This is a genomic window from Streptomyces sp. GB4-14 (assembly GCF_022696125.1).
Taxonomy (GTDB): domain Bacteria; phylum Actinomycetota; class Actinomycetes; order Streptomycetales; family Streptomycetaceae; genus Streptomyces; species Streptomyces werraensis.
The window spans coordinates 535372-553013 of the sequence record NZ_RZHO01000002.1; the positions used below are offsets into that span (position 1 = coordinate 535372).

At 70.9% G+C, this 17642-nt stretch carries 15 protein-coding genes; 10 read left to right on the forward strand and 5 right to left on the reverse strand.

Annotated features, from left to right (window positions below; all coding sequences use genetic code 11):
* Entirely contained in the window at positions 1 to 1248 is a 1248-nt protein-coding gene (locus tag ELQ39_RS03660) for a transglycosylase family protein (protein ID WP_242590970.1), read from the reverse strand.
* 432 nt (positions 1249 to 1680) lie between these two features.
* On the opposite strand from ELQ39_RS03660, the gene gndA reads away from it, so the two are divergent.
* Positions 1681 to 3120: an NADP-dependent phosphogluconate dehydrogenase gene (gndA, locus tag ELQ39_RS03665; protein ID WP_242590971.1), complete on the forward strand. Its 1440-nt coding sequence runs from the start codon at positions 1681 to 1683 to the stop codon at positions 3118 to 3120.
* A gap of 634 nt (positions 3121 to 3754) precedes the next feature.
* On the opposite strand, the gene ELQ39_RS03670 is transcribed toward gndA, so the two are convergent.
* The 4 genes from ELQ39_RS03670 to ELQ39_RS03685 form a co-directional block, all read right to left on the reverse strand.
* Positions 3755 to 4099: a GNAT family N-acetyltransferase gene (locus ELQ39_RS03670; protein WP_242590972.1), complete on the reverse strand. Its 345-nt coding sequence runs from the start codon at positions 4097 to 4099 to the stop codon at positions 3755 to 3757.
* A 50-nt stretch (positions 4100 to 4149) separates the two neighbouring features.
* Positions 4150 to 4572, reverse strand: a complete 423-nt coding sequence (gene panD, locus ELQ39_RS03675) for an aspartate 1-decarboxylase (RefSeq protein ID WP_242590973.1) — start codon at positions 4570 to 4572, stop codon at positions 4150 to 4152.
* 455 nt (positions 4573 to 5027) lie between these two features.
* Positions 5028 to 5687 (reverse strand): nucleotidyl transferase AbiEii/AbiGii toxin family protein, encoded by a 660-nt coding sequence (locus ELQ39_RS03680; RefSeq protein WP_242590974.1) that lies wholly within the window; start codon positions 5685 to 5687, stop codon positions 5028 to 5030.
* Positions 5684 to 6046 (reverse strand): hypothetical protein, encoded by a 363-nt coding sequence (locus ELQ39_RS03685; protein WP_242590975.1) that lies wholly within the window; start codon positions 6044 to 6046, stop codon positions 5684 to 5686. Before ELQ39_RS03685 ends, ELQ39_RS03680 begins: the two co-directional genes overlap by 4 nt.
* A gap of 582 nt (positions 6047 to 6628) precedes the next feature.
* Between ELQ39_RS03685 and ELQ39_RS03690 the strand changes: the two genes are divergently transcribed.
* The 9 genes from ELQ39_RS03690 (at position 6629) to ELQ39_RS03730 (ending at position 17448) form a co-directional block, all read left to right on the forward strand.
* On the forward strand, positions 6629 to 7921 hold the full coding sequence (locus ELQ39_RS03690) for a helix-turn-helix domain-containing protein (protein ID WP_242595535.1): 1293 nt from the start codon (positions 6629 to 6631) through the stop codon (positions 7919 to 7921).
* Between the two features lie 13 nt (positions 7922 to 7934).
* Positions 7935 to 8693 carry a toll/interleukin-1 receptor domain-containing protein gene (locus tag ELQ39_RS03695; protein WP_242590976.1) on the forward strand — a complete coding sequence of 253 codons (759 nt, stop codon included), beginning with the start codon at positions 7935 to 7937 and terminating at the stop codon, positions 8691 to 8693.
* Positions 8690 to 10705 (forward strand): hypothetical protein, encoded by a 2016-nt coding sequence (locus ELQ39_RS03700; protein ID WP_242590977.1) that lies wholly within the window; start codon positions 8690 to 8692, stop codon positions 10703 to 10705. Before ELQ39_RS03695 ends, ELQ39_RS03700 begins: the two co-directional genes overlap by 4 nt.
* Positions 10702 to 11778 carry a hypothetical protein gene (locus ELQ39_RS03705; protein ID WP_242590978.1) on the forward strand — a complete coding sequence of 359 codons (1077 nt, stop codon included), beginning with the start codon at positions 10702 to 10704 and terminating at the stop codon, positions 11776 to 11778. Before ELQ39_RS03700 ends, ELQ39_RS03705 begins: the two co-directional genes overlap by 4 nt.
* Positions 11779 to 11822: 44 nt before the next feature.
* On the forward strand, positions 11823 to 12263 hold the full coding sequence (locus ELQ39_RS03710; protein ID WP_242590979.1) for a hypothetical protein: 441 nt from the start codon (positions 11823 to 11825) through the stop codon (positions 12261 to 12263).
* A 1728-nt stretch (positions 12264 to 13991) separates the two neighbouring features.
* Positions 13992 to 14606, forward strand: coding sequence for a response regulator transcription factor (locus ELQ39_RS03715; protein WP_190001845.1), 615 nt, complete (start codon positions 13992 to 13994; stop codon positions 14604 to 14606).
* Entirely contained in the window at positions 14603 to 15394 is a 792-nt protein-coding gene (locus tag ELQ39_RS03720) for an enoyl-CoA hydratase/isomerase family protein (RefSeq protein ID WP_242590980.1), read from the forward strand. Before ELQ39_RS03715 ends, ELQ39_RS03720 begins: the two co-directional genes overlap by 4 nt.
* Before the next feature lie 221 nt (positions 15395 to 15615).
* Positions 15616 to 16572 carry an ABC transporter ATP-binding protein gene (locus ELQ39_RS03725; RefSeq protein ID WP_242590981.1) on the forward strand — a complete coding sequence of 319 codons (957 nt, stop codon included), beginning with the start codon at positions 15616 to 15618 and terminating at the stop codon, positions 16570 to 16572.
* 69 nt (positions 16573 to 16641) lie between these two features.
* Positions 16642 to 17448, forward strand: coding sequence for an ABC transporter permease (locus tag ELQ39_RS03730; RefSeq protein WP_242590982.1), 807 nt, complete (start codon positions 16642 to 16644; stop codon positions 17446 to 17448).
* Positions 17449 to 17642 lie beyond the last annotated feature (194 nt).

Below are 17642 nucleotides of genomic sequence, written 5' to 3' on the forward strand. Positions count from 1 at the left end.
TCAGATCTTGACACCGCCGGCGCGCAGATAGGCGAGCGGGTCGACGTCCGACCCGAATCCGGGCCCCGTCCGCACTTCGAAGTGCAGATGCGGGCCCGAACTGTTGCCCGTGGAACCGGACCGTCCGATGCGCTGGCCCGCGCCGACGGACTGGCCGTTCCTCACGGAGATCGCCGACAGATGGGCGTACTGGCTGTACCGGCCGTCGGCGTGCCGCACCACGACCTGGTAGCCGAACGACCCCTCCCAGCCCGCGGCGACGACGGTGCCGGCGCCGACCGACTTCACGGGCGTGCCGGTGGGGACGGGGAAGTCCACGCCGGTGTGGTAGCCCTTCGACCAGGCGGACCCGGCCTTGTGGTACGGCGTGCCGAGGGCGGCGCTGACGGGGGCGACGCGCTTGGCGGCGGTGGAGGCGGAGCCGGAGCGATCGGCGCGATCCTCGGTCCGCTTCCCGGTCCTGGGGGCGTCCTTCTTCTCTGTCTTCTCTGTCTTCTTCTGCTCGGTCCTGGGTGCGGCCGCCTTCTTGCCCGACGGCTTCGGCGACGCGGAGGACGGCTTGGCGGGCGCCTTGGGCTTACCGCTGGATGCGCCGGTTCCGCCGGTGAGATCGAGGCGCTGGCCCGGGAGGATGAGGTCGGGGTCGGCGCCGATGGTGGATCTGTTGGCCTCGTAGAGCCCCTGCCAGCCGCCGCGGACGTGTTCCTGCTCGGCGATGCCGGACAGGGTGTCGCCGCGCACCACGGTGTACATCTCGGCGCGGCCGGCCCGGGCCTGGGGGGTGGTGGTCGGCCGGACGTCCTCGACGGAGGTGCGGCGGTCGTCGCGCCGGGTGCGGTCGGTGGCCGGGCGGATGTCCGGATCTGCGCCGTCGCGGGTGAGTCCGGCGCGTACCGAGCAGGTCGGCCAGGCACCGGGGCCCTGTCCGTCGAGGACCTTCTCGGCGATCGCGATCTGCTGGTCCTTGGTGGCCAGATCCGCTCGGGGCGCGTACCGGGTGCCGCCGAACGCCTCCCAGGTGGACTGGCTGAACTGCAGTCCGCCGTAGTAGCCGTTGCCGGTGTTGATGTCCCAGGTGTCGGTCGACTCGCAGGCGGCGACCTTCTCCCAGGTGTCCACGTCGGCGGCCTGCGCCGCACCGGTGCCCATGAGCGGGAGGGCCATGCCCGCGCCACCGGCGGTGACCGTGAGCGAGGCCCGGTTGATCCTGTTCGGCTGATACCGGCGGTGCCGGCCGCGCACGGCCATGGAATCCCCCTCGACAATGCGTCAGGAGGGGCAAAAGTAAGCGCTGCGAACAGGCCGTGACAAGGCGGCTATCGGCCGCACGGATGCGCCAAGTGGCGTGGAAGATACGCCCGTTGCGCCCCTGTTTGCCGCCGGTGGGGAGCGTGCGCGGGCGCCTGCCGCCGGACGCGGGAGCGTGTCGCGGCGTGCGCCGGACCGGCGCGCGGAGGGGGTGGCCGGCCGCACCGGGACGGGGCGGGCCGCGGGTGACCGGCCGGAACGCTGAGTACGGTGGGCGCCTTCGCGCGTATGTGCCTGGGCGGGTCCCGAAGACCCGCGCATGCGCACGCGAGTGCGGCACGCAAGGATGGTCGATGTCAGGACCGGCGGGCGTCCACCCGGCAGCACCGGCACCCGGCGGCACCGATACCGAGGTCACCAGGAGTCACCCTTATGAGCAGTTCAGCGCAGATCGGCGTCACCGGGCTCGCGGTCATGGGCCGTAACCTGGCCCGCAATTTCGCCCGCAACGGCTACACGGTCGCGGTGCACAACCGGACCGCCGCCCGCACGCACGCGCTGGTGGAGGAGTTCGGGCACGAGGGCAGCTTCGTGGCGGCCGAGACGGCCAAGGAGTTCGTGGCGGCGCTGGAGCGGCCGCGGCGCCTGGTCGTGATGGTGAAGGCCGGGGAGCCGACGGACGCGGTGATCGAGGAGTTCGCCCCGCTGCTGGAGCCCGGTGACATGATCATCGACGGCGGCAACGCGCACTTCGCGGACACCCGCCGTCGTGAGCGGGCGCTGCGGGAGCAGGGCATCCACTTCGTCGGCATGGGCGTCTCCGGCGGCGAGGAGGGCGCGCTGCACGGGCCGAGCATCATGCCGGGCGGCCCGAAGGAGTCGTACGACTCGCTGGGCCCGATGCTGGAGAAGATCTCCGCGAAGGCGAAGGACGGCTCGCCGTGCGTGACGCACGTGGGTCCGGACGGCGCCGGCCACTTCGTGAAGATGGTGCACAACGGCATCGAGTACGCGGACATGCAGCTGATCGGTGAGGCGTACCAGCTGCTGCGCGACGTCGCCGGGTACTCCCCCGCGCAGATCGCGGAGATCTTCCGCACCTGGAACACGGGTCGCCTGGACTCGTACCTGATCGAGATCACCGCCGAGGTGCTGTCGCACGTCGACGCGGCGACGGGCAAGCCGTTCGTGGACGTGGTGGTGGACCAGGCGGAGCAGAAGGGCACGGGCCGCTGGACCGTGCAGATCGCCCTGGACCTGGGCGTGCCGGTGTCGGGGATCGCGGAGGCGGTGTTCGCCCGCTCGCTGTCGGGTCACGTGGCGCTGCGGGAGGCCTCGCGGGGCCTGGCGGGCCCGACGCCGACGCCGATGGGCGAGGCGGAGGCTTCGGCGTTCGCCGACCGGGTGGAGCAGGCGCTGTACGCGTCGAAGATCGTGTCGTACACGCAGGGCTTCCACGAGATCGCCGCGGGCAGCCAGGAGTACGGCTGGGACATCGACCTCGGCGCGGTGTCGGCGATCTGGCGCGGCGGGTGCATCATCCGCGCGGCGTTCCTCGACCGTATCCGGGCCGCGTACGACACGCGGGCGGACCTGCCGAGCCTGCTGTCGGACGAGACGTTCGCCCGCGAGATCGCCCAGGCCCAGGACGACTGGCGCGAGGTCCTGATCGCGGCCACCCGCCAGGGCGTCCCGACCCCCGGCTTCGCCGCGGCCCTCGCCTACTACGACGCACTGCGGGCGGAACGCCTCCCGGCGGCGCTGACCCAGGGCCAGCGGGACTTCTTCGGCGCGCACACGTACCGCCGCGTGGACCGCGACGGCTCGTTCCACACGCTGTGGGGCGGGGACAGGTCGGAGGTCTCGGCGTAAGGCAAGGGGCCGGCCCCTCTCCTGGCCGTGCGGGCAGGTGGGGCCGGTCACGCAGTTCCCGGCGCCCCCTCGGGCGCGGGGACGGCAACCCCTCATGGGGCGCGCGGCCGCTTCTGGCACGGCGCGACCGCCACACCCCGCGGGGCGCGGGAAGCTGCGCGAGCAACCCCCACGCACCCGCCGGGCAGAACTCAGGTGAGCGGAGGCCCAGGCTCCGGACTCGGCACCGGCTCCGGCCCCGGAGGAACCGGAGACGGCGACGGCTCAGGCGGCGGCCCCGGCTGCGGCGGATGGGGCCCGGGCGGCTGGGGCTCAGGTCCGGGCCCGGGCGGCGGCTGCGGCGGCTCAGGCGCGGGCCCCGGATGAGGCGCGGGCCCCGGATCAGGCGCGGGCGGCTGTGCGGGATCCGGCCCCGGAGCGGGACCGGGCGTGGGCCCCGGCGGAACGGGATCCGGGTACGGGTTGGTCATGACGCGTGTCCTCCGACCGTTCGGTCGACATGAGTTCTGGTCCGGACACTCCCCCGCCTACCCGGCGCCCTCTCCCGCAGTCACCCGGGCGCGTGAAGGCATGACGGCCGGGCGGCGCACGGAAGGAACGACGTCCCACCCGGCCCCGCCCGAGCACGCCCCTCTCAGAACCGCCCGGGATGCGCCGCCAGCCACTGCTTGGCCGCACGCAACAACTCCGGATCAGCAGCAGGAGCCTCCTCCGGATGCCGCGAGGCCCACCGGACGACGTACGGGCACAGCGGCGCGACCACGACACCCTCACGCATGGCGAGGGCGTACAGCTCACGGGCGAGCGACCCGGCGATGCCCTTGCCCTCGTGAGCGGGCTCGACGACGGTGTGCACCGGCACCAGAGCAGGAGCCGGCTCGTCGAGGACGAAATACTCGATCCGCCCGACGACCTCACCGCCCTCGACCGCCTCGAGCCGCCCGGCACCCCGGTCGTCACGAATCTCGACTCCGCCCACGCCCGTCACGCTCCTCGTCTTCGGTTGCTCGGTCGTCGCCCCGACGCCCCTCAGGCCGTGGCCACGGCCTGCGGACTGCGCTCCTGGTCCGACCCGGGAACCGGCTCGGAGGGATCGGCGCCCAGGGCGACGATACGGTTGCCGGCGTCCACATGGACGACGCGCGGTTCGAGTGCCCGCGCCTCGGCGTCGGTCACCTGGGCGTAGCTGATGATGATCACGAGGTCGCCCGGGTGCACCAGGTGGGCGGCGGCCCCGTTGATCCCGATCACACCGGACCCGCGCTCCCCCTCGATGACGTACGTCTCGAGCCGGGCGCCGTTGGTGATGTCGACGATGTGCACGAGCTCACCGGGCAGCAGGTCGGCGGCCTCGAGCAGCTCCGCGTCGATCGTCACGGATCCCACGTAGTGCAGGTCGGCCTGAGTGACGGTGGCGCGGTGGATCTTGGACTTGAACATGGTGCGCAGCACGTTGGACTCCTGGAAGTCGGCTCCCTGCCTGCTTTGTGCAGGTCAAGGGCGGTGTCGACTGTACACCGGAACACGCCGGTCGAGAATGGTGAGGAACATCGCTCCGCTCGGGCGAGACGGCTTCACGCCTAGGCTTTCGCGCCGCACCGGCGTCTGTTCGAGCAATCCTCCAGGGACGGCCGGCGACTCATGCTGACCGGATGCTGTGAACCGCTCGAGCAGTGGGCCCGATATGCCGGCAACGGTGATCGTTGAGCGGATCGGCTGAGACCGCAGCCTGACCGGGCACAAGGACCGGGTCCGAGATCTGCGGCCGGCCTATCGGCCCGCGGATCCGGCTTCGCGGACAGTGTTGGGAGCGGGAGCGGGATGCAGTGTTTGACCGTTATCGCCGCCCAGCTTCGCCGTGCGTCCACTGCGGGGCATCGCTCAGCTGCCCCGCGCGATGCCCCTTCTCAGGCGTTCTCGTCATGGATCCGCGCGCCCAGATCCTCCGCCCACTCCAGTGCCCACGCCTTGAGTTCGTCGATCTGGCGGGAGGTGAGCCCATACGCGGTGTAGTCCTCATCCTCGTACCACTCCGCGCCAATGAGCCTGTCCCGGAGCTCTTCAAGGCTGAACTCGTCGTGGGCACGACGGCGGCCCAGGGATTCGAGGTCGGCGGTGGAGCGGTCGCGGGAGGCAGCTTGGACGTCGATGAGGTCACGGACGGTGCCGCGGTCGGCGAGGGCACGGACCTTGGTGCCGATCACGTCATCGAGGGAAAGAACAGGACCGTAGGGGGTCTGAGCGGGAGGGGCCCAGAACGCCTCCTTGATGACGTCGACCTCGCACTCCTCGCCGGTGTCCGGCTCGGTGACGAGGAATCGGCCGCTGAGCGGATCGGTCTGGACGTGCGTGGTCCGCCATCCGCGCTCGCTGAGACCCGCTGTGAGTGAGGCGACGATCTCCTGCATCGAAGCGGGGTTCTCGGTGGCGACGTCGAGGTCGCGGCTGAAGCGTTCGACCAGGCCGTGGGCCTGCACGGCGTATCCGCCGGTGAGGACCAGAGGGTAGGGGGAGCCGATGTCGAGGATGTCGGCGAGGAGACGCTCGTGGAGCGGAGTGAGCTTCACGCGGCGGCCGTGTCGGCCGGAGCGGTGCTGAGCAGCTCGGGGAAAGCGTCCTCCCAGACCTCGCGGATGTAGGGGCTGATCAAGCGCCGCAGCACGGGCCACTGCTCGGTGAGCAGCCGATGGTGCAGGAGTGCCACCAGGTCCTCACGGAGTCCTTCGGCGAGGACGGTCCGGTAGAGCGTCATGCGGGACTTCGGACGGTCCAGGTTGTAGCTGGTCCGCCCGGACCAGACGATGTGGAGCGGCAGGTCCACGTTGCCCTCGACAGGGCCGGCCAGCTCCTGCAAGCGCTCGGGCAGTCGGCTGCGGTAGCGGTCCCGCAGTACCTGGGCGCGGTGGGCGGTGATCGTCGAGTCCATGCATCCAGTATCGCTGCTGGGAAGCGGCGGCATGGCGGAAACGGAGCTCCCCTGCCGTATGTACGGGTCGGGCACCGCCCCGCCCCTTCCTCGGACGCTCATCATGGGCCTACCCGTACAACCCGAGGTGGCGTAGCAACCAGCTGCCCTGCCGATCTAGGACCAGCCCCGCTCGCGGGCGCGGGTGATCGTGGCGCACAGCAGGTCACGCGGAGGACCGCCGCGATGGAGTCGGCTGCGGCTTCCGTCTCGGCGTCGGGAACGACGACGGTCCCGAGGAGGCTCATGGCGCCGGCGCAGTGGACGAGAGGGCACCCGGCGAGCGACGGTCAGGGCATCCCGCAGGTAGCGGGACCGGTCGGCCGCCCGCGCCGACGGCCTGATGCCCTGCACGATCGCCTCCCTTTTCGGCACGACTTCCAGATAGTCCGTCTCTCCGGTCCTACCTGCCGCGCATGTCGCGTTCCCATGGCGGAGAAGGAAACGGGAAACAGCATCGATCGTATTGTCCGCCCTGGCCAGACTGCCGCACGCTGTGTGCAGCGCCGACTCGGCCGATGGCGGGAGGGGTTGGAGGTTTCCGTGCCACAGCCGTCCACCGGGTTCGGCGAGGAGTTGAGGAAGCGGCGTCTGGAAGCAGGGCTCAGCCTCACCGCCCTGTCCGGCTCCGTGCACTACAGCAAGGCGCAGTTGAGCAAGGTGGAGCGGGGCTTGAAGACCCCCAGCCGTGATCTCGCCCGCCTGTGTGACGCCGCCCTCGGGGCCGGCGGGGCCCTGCTGTCCTTGCTCGCACCAGAGACCACCGACCCGCCCGTCGATCCGGCACCGGGCTTTGTCCATGAGGAGGACTGGATCATGCAGTTGTCGCCGGACGGCCCGAACACCTTCCAGCCCTTGAGTCGACGGGATGCCATAGGCGCCGGTGCAGCTTCGCTGATGGGGTGGCGGTCCGACAGCGCGGGCCTGGCCTCGCCAGCTGCGGGCGCGGACATGGTGGAAGCCTCCCGCTCGCTGTTTACCCACTACCGCAGACTCGGCCAGACGGTGGCGCCCGGTCTACTCCTGCCCGTTCTGATCGCACAGACCCACACCCTGCGGGAACTGTCCGCCCACTGTGACAGCGGCACCCGTCGCCACCTGCTGGCCCTTGGGTCCCGGTACGCCGAATACGTCGGCTGGCTGGTGCAGGAGACCGGGGACGAGCGGGCGGCTCTGTGGTGGACGCAGCGCGCGGTCGATCTGGCGGCCGTCGGCGGCGACCGGGCACTGGCGGGTTACGCGCTGGTCCGCCGGGCCCTGATCACGCTGTACCGGGACGACGCCGAGCAGACAGTCGCTCTGGCCCGTCGCGCACAGAGCAGGACCCTGCCCCCGCGGATACGCGGGCTCGCTGCACAGCGCGAAGCCCAGGGCCACGCCCTGGCGGGTGACCGCCGGGCTTGTCTGGACGCGCTAGACCGCGCGCGTGCGCTTCTGTCTCTCCAGGACGAAGGGACCGACGAGCCGGTGATCGGCACCATGCACCTTCCCGATCCGGTCGGCATGGTCACCGGCTGGTGCCTGGTCGATCTCGGACAGCCGCGGGAGGCGAGCGAGGAACTGGACCGACAGCTCGCCCTGGTCGGCGAGGACGCGGTTCGCACCCAGGTCAGGTACGGCGTCCGCCGCGCACTCGCCTACGCGTCGGCCGGCGAGATCGACCACGCCTGCGACCTGGCGGCGCCCCTGCTCGACGGAGTGGAGGCCGTGGGTTCCGCCACGGTCACGACCGACCTGAGACGGCTCGCCCGCGCCCTGGCGCGCCACGCGAACCATTCCTCCGTACGCCGGCTGGGACCGCGACTCGGCACGTTGTCGCGCCCCTCCACCATCTGAAGGAGTCACTGGCATGCCCCACGTGTTCATCAACTACCGCACCGGCGACGGCGAGCGGACCGCTGCCCTCCTCGACCAGGAGCTGTCACGTCGCTTCGGCCAGGACCGCGTCTTCCGCGCGTCCAGGTCCATCACCCCGGGGGAGGCCTACCCCGAGGTTCTCCTGACCGCGTTACGCCACAGCTGCGTGCTGCTGGCCGTCATAGGACCGGACTGGGCGAACTTCCGCAACCGGTTGCAAGATCCCGACGACTGGGTGCGCAAGGAGATCGAGGCCGCGTTCGAGTGTGGGCTCGTCGTCGTTCCCGTGTTGGACGGCCGCAAGACCGACCGGCTGAACAAAGCGGCCATGCCTCCCGAGCTGGCGCGCCTCGCCGATCTGCAGTCCGTGCCGTTCGACAGCACTCACGACACCGAGGCCGGGGTCCGGCGTATCGGCGATCTGGTCGCCGAGCTGGTGCCCGAGCTGAGGGACCTGATCGAGCCCGGCGAGCCGTCGCCGACGTCGACCAGCGTGCACAACTCGATCGGGGACGTGAGTGGAACGTCCGTCCAAGCGGGCGACTTCAGCGGTGACGTCGGCGGCACGATCGTGAAGAACTCCCGAGGCACGGTCCACACGGGCAGCGGTAGCATCTACAACAACTCACGCCATGTGTCGGGCGACCGCTACATCTCGGGCACCGGGACGACGTACACCGAGGGCAATCACCACGGGGACGTCCACCAGCGGTTCGGGGAACCGGAGCAGCCCCGGGACGACCGACGGTGACCACAGAACACACCACCCAGGTCGAGAGCACGCAGGGCGTCACGCACACGGGCGACGGCCATATCTACGTCAGCCTCGGCTCCGCTGCCCACGAACCCCGAAAGCCGGTCTTCCGGCAGCTTCCCGATGACCAACTGCGCTGGAACCGACGGGTGTTGGTCGCTCCGGTCAACATGGGAAGGGCACGCGACACGCTCGAGGAGACGGGCACCGTCATCCTTGACGGTGTTCCTGGCAGCGGCCGCTCCGCCACGGCTCGCGTACTGTTGCGCGAACACCACCGTCCCGGCGGGGCCTTCCGAGAGATCCTGCCTGCCGAGCTGGACGAGCTGCCGCTGGACGAACCGGCTTTCGTCGACCCGGGCGACCGGCTGCTGCTCGATCTGTCCACCGCGGAGGCCGGGCTGTGGCACGCGGCCCGGGGCGGCCTTCCCTCCCTGCGCCAGATGGTCCGCGAGCGGCGGGCCCATCTCGTCGTCGTCATGCCGCACGAAGGGGTTCTCGATCCCGACCTGCAGCACTTCCGTGTCGAGATCGGACCGCCGGCCTTCCCCATCGAGGTTCTCAGACGACACCTGCGCGCCCACGGCGTGCCGTGCGAGCAGTTCCTCCGGAATGACGTCACTGTCGACGAGTTCCTGAGCGAACACAAACCCATGCGGGACATCGCCGACTTCGCCGACCGCATACGCCGTGCCCGCGAAGCGGCCGGGCCCGGCCAGGGGTTTCCCGAGTGGTGCGCGGCCGCGAAACGTGCGCGCGCCGGGCGCCGCGCCGAAGTCGCCGACCGCGTCGCCGGTTCGCACGATGCCTCCCAACGCGCCCTGATGGTAGCCGTGTCCATGCTCCACGGCGCGCACGCCGACGTCGTCCACCGGGCGGCCGCACTTCTGCTGAGCACGGTCGGGGCCCCCGAGGAGGAGACTCCGCTCCTCCAGCGCAAGGATCTCGCCCAACGGCTGTCGGAGATCTCGGCCCGGCCCGGACCGGACGGTCGCGTGCGATTCACCGAGCTGGACTACGACTCCGCCGTCCGGGCCCACTTCTGGGACCACATGCCTGACCTGCGGCCGCATCTCGGCGCGTGGGCCGCGCTGGTCGTCGAGTCGGGCGACCCGCATCTCGTGCCGGACGTCCGTGACGGACTGGTGGCTCGGCTGGCTGGTGAGTATCTGCGAACCGGGCGGCCCGACGCGCTCGCCGCGCTCGCCGAACGGTGGAGTGCACAGGGAGCGGGCAGAGCCCGGTCGGAGGCCGCGGTTCAGGCGCTCACCTGCGGTCTCGCGCACCCCGCGCACGGCAGGGACTTCCGCGAGCGGATCTACCAGTGGTGCGCGTACCGCCGGCTGACCGATGAGTTCGCCCGGGTACTGGTCCAGGTCTGCGCCGACATCCTCGCACTGGACCATCCGGATCACGCCCTGGTCCGGCTGCACCATCTCGCCCTGCGTGAGCGCGGCACGGCGTACGCGCTGCAGGCCCTGCGCCACCTGGTGGCCGACAGCCCACGGCTACGCGGAAAGCTGCTCGACCGGCTGGCACGCGGCGACCTCGCACCGACCGACCTGGCCATCTTTCTGCGCGTCAGCGATCCGGAGCCGCTCACGGACCCCTCCGTCACCACTCGCGCCCTGGTCGACGAGGACGGGGTACGACGCTCGCTGATCACGTGCTGGCGTGCCGTGCTGACCCACGCGGTGTCACGGCCGGAAGGCCGACGCGTGACACCACGGGCAGAGATACAGAGCTGGCTGCACTGGGCGGCCGAGGGCGCCGGTGACCGGGGGGAGGTCCTCCTCGACCTGCTGGTCACTGCCGCCGACCGATGCGGGGAGGGCCGGGGCGCTGCGTTCGCCGCGTTGTACGCGTCCGCACGCCAGGCGGAGTTCACCTCTCCGGGCGTCGGCGCCCACTCCACCGAGACGACCGATCTGTTGCTCCACAAAATCGGTGTGGCACAGAACCTCGATCCTGCCGCCCCGTCAGCATCGGCCAGAAAGGGGCGATCATGACGACCGCACGCAAGACGACGACCGTGTTCCTCACTGTCATGTGCGGCCTGTTGCTCACCATCGTCGGCCTGGTGCAGCGGTGGCCCGGCTGGACCTGGCCGGCGCTGGCCGCACTTCTTCTCGTGCTGCCCGCGGTGACCTTCCGGGTGGCCTCGCAGGGCCGCGGCCCGGTGCCGGTCAGCTTCGAGGAGCAGCTCACGGCTGCGCCAGTGGAGCGAACCGAGTACCGCGTCAACCGAGTCGCGCTGCCGAGCCTCTGGGACGACTACCACTTCGTCTTCTCAGCGACTGTACGGTGGTGCTTCGCCGACGGTTCGGGGCGTGGCACGGTCGTCAACCCGGCCGGCCTCGCCGTCGACGCGGTCCTCAGCCGGGCCCGCGCGATTGCCGAGAAGCGGGAACCCGGCCACGCCTCGCTCCTTCAGCACGAACTCGGTGGCGCCCTCAGCCGCATGTGCCCGGATTCCACGGACCACCTCCGGGCGATGGCGGAGGACATCAACCTCACGTTGCCCGACGAGGACCAGGAGCGTCTGAATCGGCTCGCCGGCGTGCGCAAGGACGAGGCGGTCTGGGAGCACCAGCGCAAGTACGAGCAGAGCAAGCGCCGGTATCTGGGCGAGGACGTCCTCAAGGACACCGGCAGCGCCGTCGTGTGGTGGCTCACCAGGAACGACGAGCACGTGGCCAAGACCGTGGCCGACCTCCCCTTGCTGGCGCAGTTGACCTCCGCTGCCAACGACGCCGACATCCCGGAGCGCCTGCTCGAGATGCTGCCGAACCGGCCAGGAGGACCCTGGACCCCGGACATCGGCACGGTGTCCGCCGATCTCCCGGCCCGTGAGCCCTCGGCTGCAGACCACCTGTCGGGGTTCTTCGAAGCCATGGGCTTCGCGGAGGACGACGACCGGCGGGCAATGCTGGCCCGACAGTTCTCGCAGCTCGTCGAGCAGCACAACCGCCACGAGACAGCGGAGGACCTCCTACGCCGATTCGATCCGCCGAGACCTCCCGCTCCCGAGACCGGAGCGGAACTTGCGTCCGACCCCGGGTCGCCGACCGACACGGTCTGACCGTCGACCGGAAGAATTCATCCCTGCGCATCCAGGAGGACGCGATGGACGCAGAACTGGCCGCGATGGCGGCATCGGGGGCCACCACCCTGGTCTCCCTCATGGTCACCGATTCCTGGACTCACGCCCGCGCACTGATGGGCCGGTTCCTGGCACGTGCGGGCGCCGACACCGCCGCGATCACCGGCCTGGATGACGCGCGTGCGCGGCTGCTCCTCACGGGCACCGCGGCGGACGGGCGGGCCGCGACCGGCATCGCGGCCGAGTGGCAGACTCGTCTCTGCGAGCTGGTGGAAGCCGGGGCGCTCACCGGCGAGGAACTGAGTGCTCTCCGGGCGTCGCTGGGCCGACTGGCGGCCGCAGCGGGCCGCCCAGCAACCGTGCACAACACCGTCTCCGGCGGCACCCAGCACGGCCCGATCGTCCAGGCCGGCAACGTCACCGGCCTGGCCTTCCCGCCGGATCCGTCCCCGCGCCGGGAATAGTCACTGCTGCCGTCGGCGAAGCGCACCTCGAAGGCGGGCGTGCCGAAGCGGGGGCCACCGTCGGCCGGGTACTCCTCGGTGCCGTCCCAGCGGCCGGCGAAGCTGTTGTCGCGGTCGCTCCCACAGTGGCAGCGCGGCCGCGTCGGCGAGGGGCAGCGCGGCACCCCAGTGGACGTGCCGTACGGTGCCGGCGGCGCAGTCCACCCGGAAGACGTAGGCGCCGCGAGCCGTGCGCAGCAGCACAGTGCCGCCGGCCTCGTACAGCCTCACCCGGCCTGACGTGCCGGCGGAGGACGGGGCACCGGGCCAGCGGGGGCGGCGGTCACGTGGCCGCACCTCATCCGGAGTCTCGCACGCGGATCAGGCGGGGACGGGCGCGTGGTCCTCGCGGACGACGACCACCGGCCCGGGCGGTGCCACGTCCCGGCCGCCCGTGAGTTCGGCCCGGGCGAGGGCCTCGCCGGCGACAGGCACGGTCACAGTGTCCTCCGTGTGGTTGATCAGGAACAGGGAGAAGTGCCGCGGCCCGTCCCCGCGGATCGCCAAAAGGGCCCCCGACTCCCGCGGGCGAGGTCGGCGTCGAGCCCAAGGCCGGTGTGCCGGGCGAGCAGCGCGTCGCAGGGCAACCGGCGGTAGTCGCGTTCCTGTCCCCCCGCGGTGCCGAAGGCGGTGGTGTCGCGGGGCGGGTGGGTCCCGCTGGTCGCGGGCACCGATCCCCCCGACCCATGTCTCGGTCGCTTCACAGAACGGCGACGGCGGCGTCCGCGCAACGTCGCCTGGCCCGCGCGGGGACTAGCGTTTCTGCTCGCAGACCGGCGCACCGCACAGAGAGGCCCATCACATGACCACGAACAACGGCCGGCCCTGCACCGGTTCGTCCCGCAGGCACCTGCTTGGTCTGGCCGAACCGCAGGGCCACGGGGCCATGAGGGCCACAGACAAGCCTCGACCGCCGAAGCTAGAGCGCCCGTCCGCACCTCGCCAGCAAAAGCGGACATGCCAGTAATGTCTCTTCATAACCGACAACACGCGGAAAGTGCGACGTCGAACAAAGGATGCGTCAAATCGCGGCGGGCATTCTTGACTGCCGGGCAATAATCCGCTGCGTGACAGTGGAGGCTGCGGAGGTTACTATTGGCCCGGATTCGGGGCCCGAACTCTCGCAGCGGTTCGCCCCGTGCGGCCTTCAGCGACCACCGCGTTGCAATGCGCCATCAGGGGGAAGTCGTGCCTCAGCCAAATAACCCTCCGGGGTTAGGCTTTACCCGCGTGACAAGGCGGGTCGTCATGCCGGACCACCGCCATCCGGGCAGGTTGCGCCTGCCGCACCGCCCGCGTACACACGCCGGTCCACTGTTCCCGAGGATGTCACAGAGCCTTAACACCCGCACCGAAAACTGGAATCAAAGGTCCATGAGGGTGGAACCGAGCACGGTGCGGAAGCGTCCTGCACAGGGATTCCCATTCACACGCAGACTGTCTACGCGCCAGTAATAACTGCCGGCCCGGAATTTCTTCCCACCTGATTACCCGGCAGTATCCCCGCGACAATACATCGCGCGCCCGTGAGCCTCACCGGCTCCGCTTCCACGCCGCTCCGGCACCGCACCGGCGCGGCCTTGCCATCGGCGGGGTGGGCATCATCCCGCCAGTGCGGTTCATCACATTCACAATATGCCGAACGACAGGGCGCCCGACCGGCGCCGTTGGAGTACGAGGGGTTCTGGTATGGCCGAGACGGGCGGACGCGGGCTGATCGTCCTGCACTCGTCACCTTTGATACGCAAGGCGATCCTCGACCTGTTCCGGGGCGATCCGAACGTCACCGTGCTGGGCGGCTGTCCCCACCCGACCGCTGTCGACACCCTCCCCGGCGGCCGGCCCGATGTGGCGCTCGTGGAGTACGAGCAGTGGCCGGAGGTCCGTGGCAACCGGTCCTACTGGAGCGGAACCCGGGTCATCCTCTACAGCAGGGACAACGCACCCCGCAGCGTGGTGGAGTGCATCAGGGGCGGGGCCGCGGGGTTCGTGCACGAGTCGTGCCCGCCCGAGTCCATCGTCAAGGGACTGCACGATGTGCTGAGCGGGCGCAGCTTCTGGCATCTGGGCGCCGACGAACCCCCGCAGCCGGCCCCGGACACCGGCGTGTGGGGCACATGGAAGCTGAGCGGACGCGAGGAGGAGATCCTCGGCCTCTTACTGCGCCGCCGCTCCAACGAGGAGATCGCCCAGGAGCTGTGCCTCACCCAGCAGACCGTCAAGAACTATGCGAGCCGGGTCTTCCACAAGGTGGGCGTGTCCGGGCGCAAGGAGCTGTTCAGGATGCTGAGGCCCTGCGGATGACCCTGTCCGAGACGGCGGCCGCAGCGGAGCAGGACCCCCTGCTCGTCGAGCAGAGCGGGCGGGTGGTCACCCTGACGCTCCGCCGGCCGCATCGCCGCAATGCGATGTCCACCGCGATGCTGGAGCAACTGGCGTCGAAGTTGAGCGACTTGACGGGCCGACAAGGTACGGCGCCCGGTGCGCTGGTGCTCACGGGGGCCGGTGGGACCTTTTCCAGCGGTGCCGACACCGGTGAACCCGACTGGCACGACCTGTCGCGCCGCGCGGTGCGACGGGCCCACTTCCGCACGGTGTTCGCGGCGTTGCACGAGGCTCCCTTCCCCGTGATCGCCGCCGTCGAGGGGTACGCCCTCGGGGGCGGCCTCGAACTCGCCCTGGCCTGCGACCTGGTGGTGGCCGGCGAGGGTGCGCTGTTCGGCCTTCCGGAGCTGGGGGTGGGCGCGGTCCCCGGCGGCGGCGCGGTCCACTCGCTGCTGCGCCGGGCCGGACGCGGAGTGGCCGCCCGGATGCTGCTGATCCCCGGCGAGCGCCTGCGGGCGGACGAACTCGCCCGGCTGGGCGCGGTGGAGCGCACCGTTCCCGACGGCGACGCGCTCGCCGAGGCACAGGCGCTGGCGGCGTCGGTGGCCGCCGGTGATCCGGCACTCCTGGGGGCAGGAGTCCGGCTGTTGCGGGACTCCGGGCACCTGGACCGCACGGCGGCGCTCGGAGTGGAGAACGGCTACTGGTGGCAGGCGGCTGCCGCCGCGAACCGGGAGCCCTCCCCGCCCTCGGACCACCGCTCCTGACGCCGCCGCGGCCTGAACGTTTCGAGCCACGGGGCCAGGTGCTTCGTTGCAGCACGTGAGCCGCCCCGATAGCCTGTTGATCAAATTCAGTAAATACTGAATGTGCCGTACGTGTCCTGCCGTACGGCAGATGCCGACCCCCCACCCTCCACCCCCGACGCCCGCCACACCGGCCGGCCGTGGACGCACGAGCCGTGGGCGCAAGAGGAGAGCAAAGAGACGTGACCCCTCTCATCGAATGTACCGACGTCACCAAGAAGTTCGGTGATTTCACCGCGCTGAGCCGGCTGAACCTGACCGTCCCCCAGGGCGTGGTGTACGGATATCTGGGCCCCAACGGAGCCGGCAAGAGCACCACGATCCGCATGCTCATGGGCCTGTCCCGGCCCACGTCCGGCGCGGTCCGGGTCCTCGGCCAGGACCCGGTCCGGCCCGAGGTCCGGGGGCGTATCGGCTACCTGCCCGGCGAACTGCGGCTGGACGAGCGGCTGACCATCGGGCAGACCCTGGCGTCCTGGGGGCGGCTTCGGGGGCTGACCGACACCGCCTACCGGGACGAGCTGGTCCAGCGGTTCGGCATCGACCCGTCACGGAAGGTACGGGGACTCTCCACGGGCAATCGCCGCAAGGTCGGCCTGGTGGGCGCCTTCATGGCCAAGCCGGAACTGCTGGTCCTGGACGAACCGACCAACGGGCTCGACCCGTTGATGCAGCAGGTGTTCCTCGGCACGGTCGAGGAGGCCCGGGACAACGGGCAGAGCGTGCTGCTCTCCTCGCACATCCTCTCCGAGGTCGAGCGGGTCGCGGACCAGGTCGCGGTGCTCCAGGGCGGCAGACTCGCCGCCTCCGGCCCGACGCACGAGCTGCGCCGCCGGGCCGCGCAGCGCTTCCACATCACCTTCGCGGAGGACGAGGACATCCCGCTCACCGCGCTGGCCTCCCTGGACGGGGCGTCGGACGTGGAACGGCGCAGGCCCGAGGGCCAGGAGGTCAGCCTGGCCTGGACCGGATCGCCCGACCCGCTCCTGAAGCTCCTGGCGGGGCACCGGATCACCACGCTCACGGCGCCCGAACCGGACCTGGAGGAGGCGTTCCTCGAGTATTACCAGAGCGACGTGCCGGGCAGCCGGGGCACCGCCGCCGACGAGCCGTCCCCGGGCTCCGCCCCCGTGCGGTAGCCGCCGCACCCACCGCCACGGGTCTCAGTCATCAAGGCCGCTCCCCCGGGCCGGCCGGAAGGGAAACACATGTCGTCGCCCAGCTCGGAGATCTTCCGGCGCGGAGTACAGATCCAGAAACGCACCCTGATCGCCTGGTCGGCCGCGCTGGTCCTGCTCGCGCTCTCCGTCGCCGGGGCCTGGCCCTCGATGGAGAAGTCCGGCGCGCTGGAGGACTTCGCCTCCGGCGTCTCGCCGGAGGTGGCCACGGCCTTCGGGATCGACCAGATCAGCAGCGCCAGCGGCTACCTCAAGGGCAACCTGTACGCGGTCCTGCTGCCGCTGCTCCTCGGCCTGATGGCCGTGACCGCGACCGCCGCCCTGACCGGCGGCGACGAGGAGGCCGGGCGGCTCGAACTGCTGCTGGCGCTGCCGGTGGCCCGCCGCACGGTCTTCCTGATGCGCTTCCTCTGCGTGGCCTTCGGCCTGGCCGTCACCAGTCTCCTGGTCTGGCTGTCGGTCTACGGCTCGGTCGTCGCCTTCGACATGGACGTCTCCGGGGGCGGGGTCGCCGCCGTGACGCTGACGGTCGGCCTGCTGGCCGTGCTGCACGCCGGGGTCGCCTACGCCGTCGTCGGATTCGGTTTCGGACGCGGTCCCGCGCTGGGTGTGGCGGCCGGTGTGCTGGTCGTCGGCTATCTGCTGCACGCCATCGCGCCGATGTCCGACGCCCTGGAGCCGCTGTCGAACATCTCCCCGTGGGAGTGGGCGCTGGGCAGCGACCCGCTGGTCGACGGCGTTCCGTGGGGCGGGGTCGCGCTGCTGCTGGTCCTCTCGGGTCTGGTCGTCGCCGCCGGTACGCACGCGGTCGGCCGACGGGACGTCAAGAACGCCTGAGCCGCACGCCCTCGCGCGCCCGAAGCGGCCCGGCCCCTCCCCTCGCGGAGGCGCCCGGGCCGCTTTCGTGCGTAGGCGCGTCTACCGCACGGTGTTGACGGAACCGACGGAAAATCGAGTACCGGGAGTCATCGAGCCACCCGAGCATGAGTACTTGACGGCCATATCGAGGCTCGTGTAGGAGCGGTTAGCTT

Bases quoted from the DNA above. Each gene is read 5' to 3' on its own strand.
- ELQ39_RS03660 (WP_242590970.1), bottom strand. From the start codon at position 1,248: ATGGCCGTGCGCGGCCGGCACCGCCGGTATCAGCCGAACAGGATCAAC.
- gndA (WP_242590971.1), top strand. From the start codon at position 1,681: ATGAGCAGTTCAGCGCAGATCGGCGTCACCGGGCTCGCGGTCATGGGC.
- ELQ39_RS03685 (WP_242590975.1), bottom strand. From the start codon at position 6,046: ATGGACTCGACGATCACCGCCCACCGCGCCCAGGTACTGCGGGACCGC.
- ELQ39_RS03695 (WP_242590976.1), top strand. From the start codon at position 7,935: ATGCCCCACGTGTTCATCAACTACCGCACCGGCGACGGCGAGCGGACC.
- ELQ39_RS03705 (WP_242590978.1), top strand. From the start codon at position 10,702: ATGACGACCGCACGCAAGACGACGACCGTGTTCCTCACTGTCATGTGC.
- ELQ39_RS03710 (WP_242590979.1), top strand. From the start codon at position 11,823: ATGGACGCAGAACTGGCCGCGATGGCGGCATCGGGGGCCACCACCCTG.
- ELQ39_RS03715 (WP_190001845.1), top strand. From the start codon at position 13,992: ATGGCCGAGACGGGCGGACGCGGGCTGATCGTCCTGCACTCGTCACCT.
- ELQ39_RS03720 (WP_242590980.1), top strand. From the start codon at position 14,603: ATGACCCTGTCCGAGACGGCGGCCGCAGCGGAGCAGGACCCCCTGCTC.
- ELQ39_RS03730 (WP_242590982.1), top strand. From the start codon at position 16,642: ATGTCGTCGCCCAGCTCGGAGATCTTCCGGCGCGGAGTACAGATCCAG.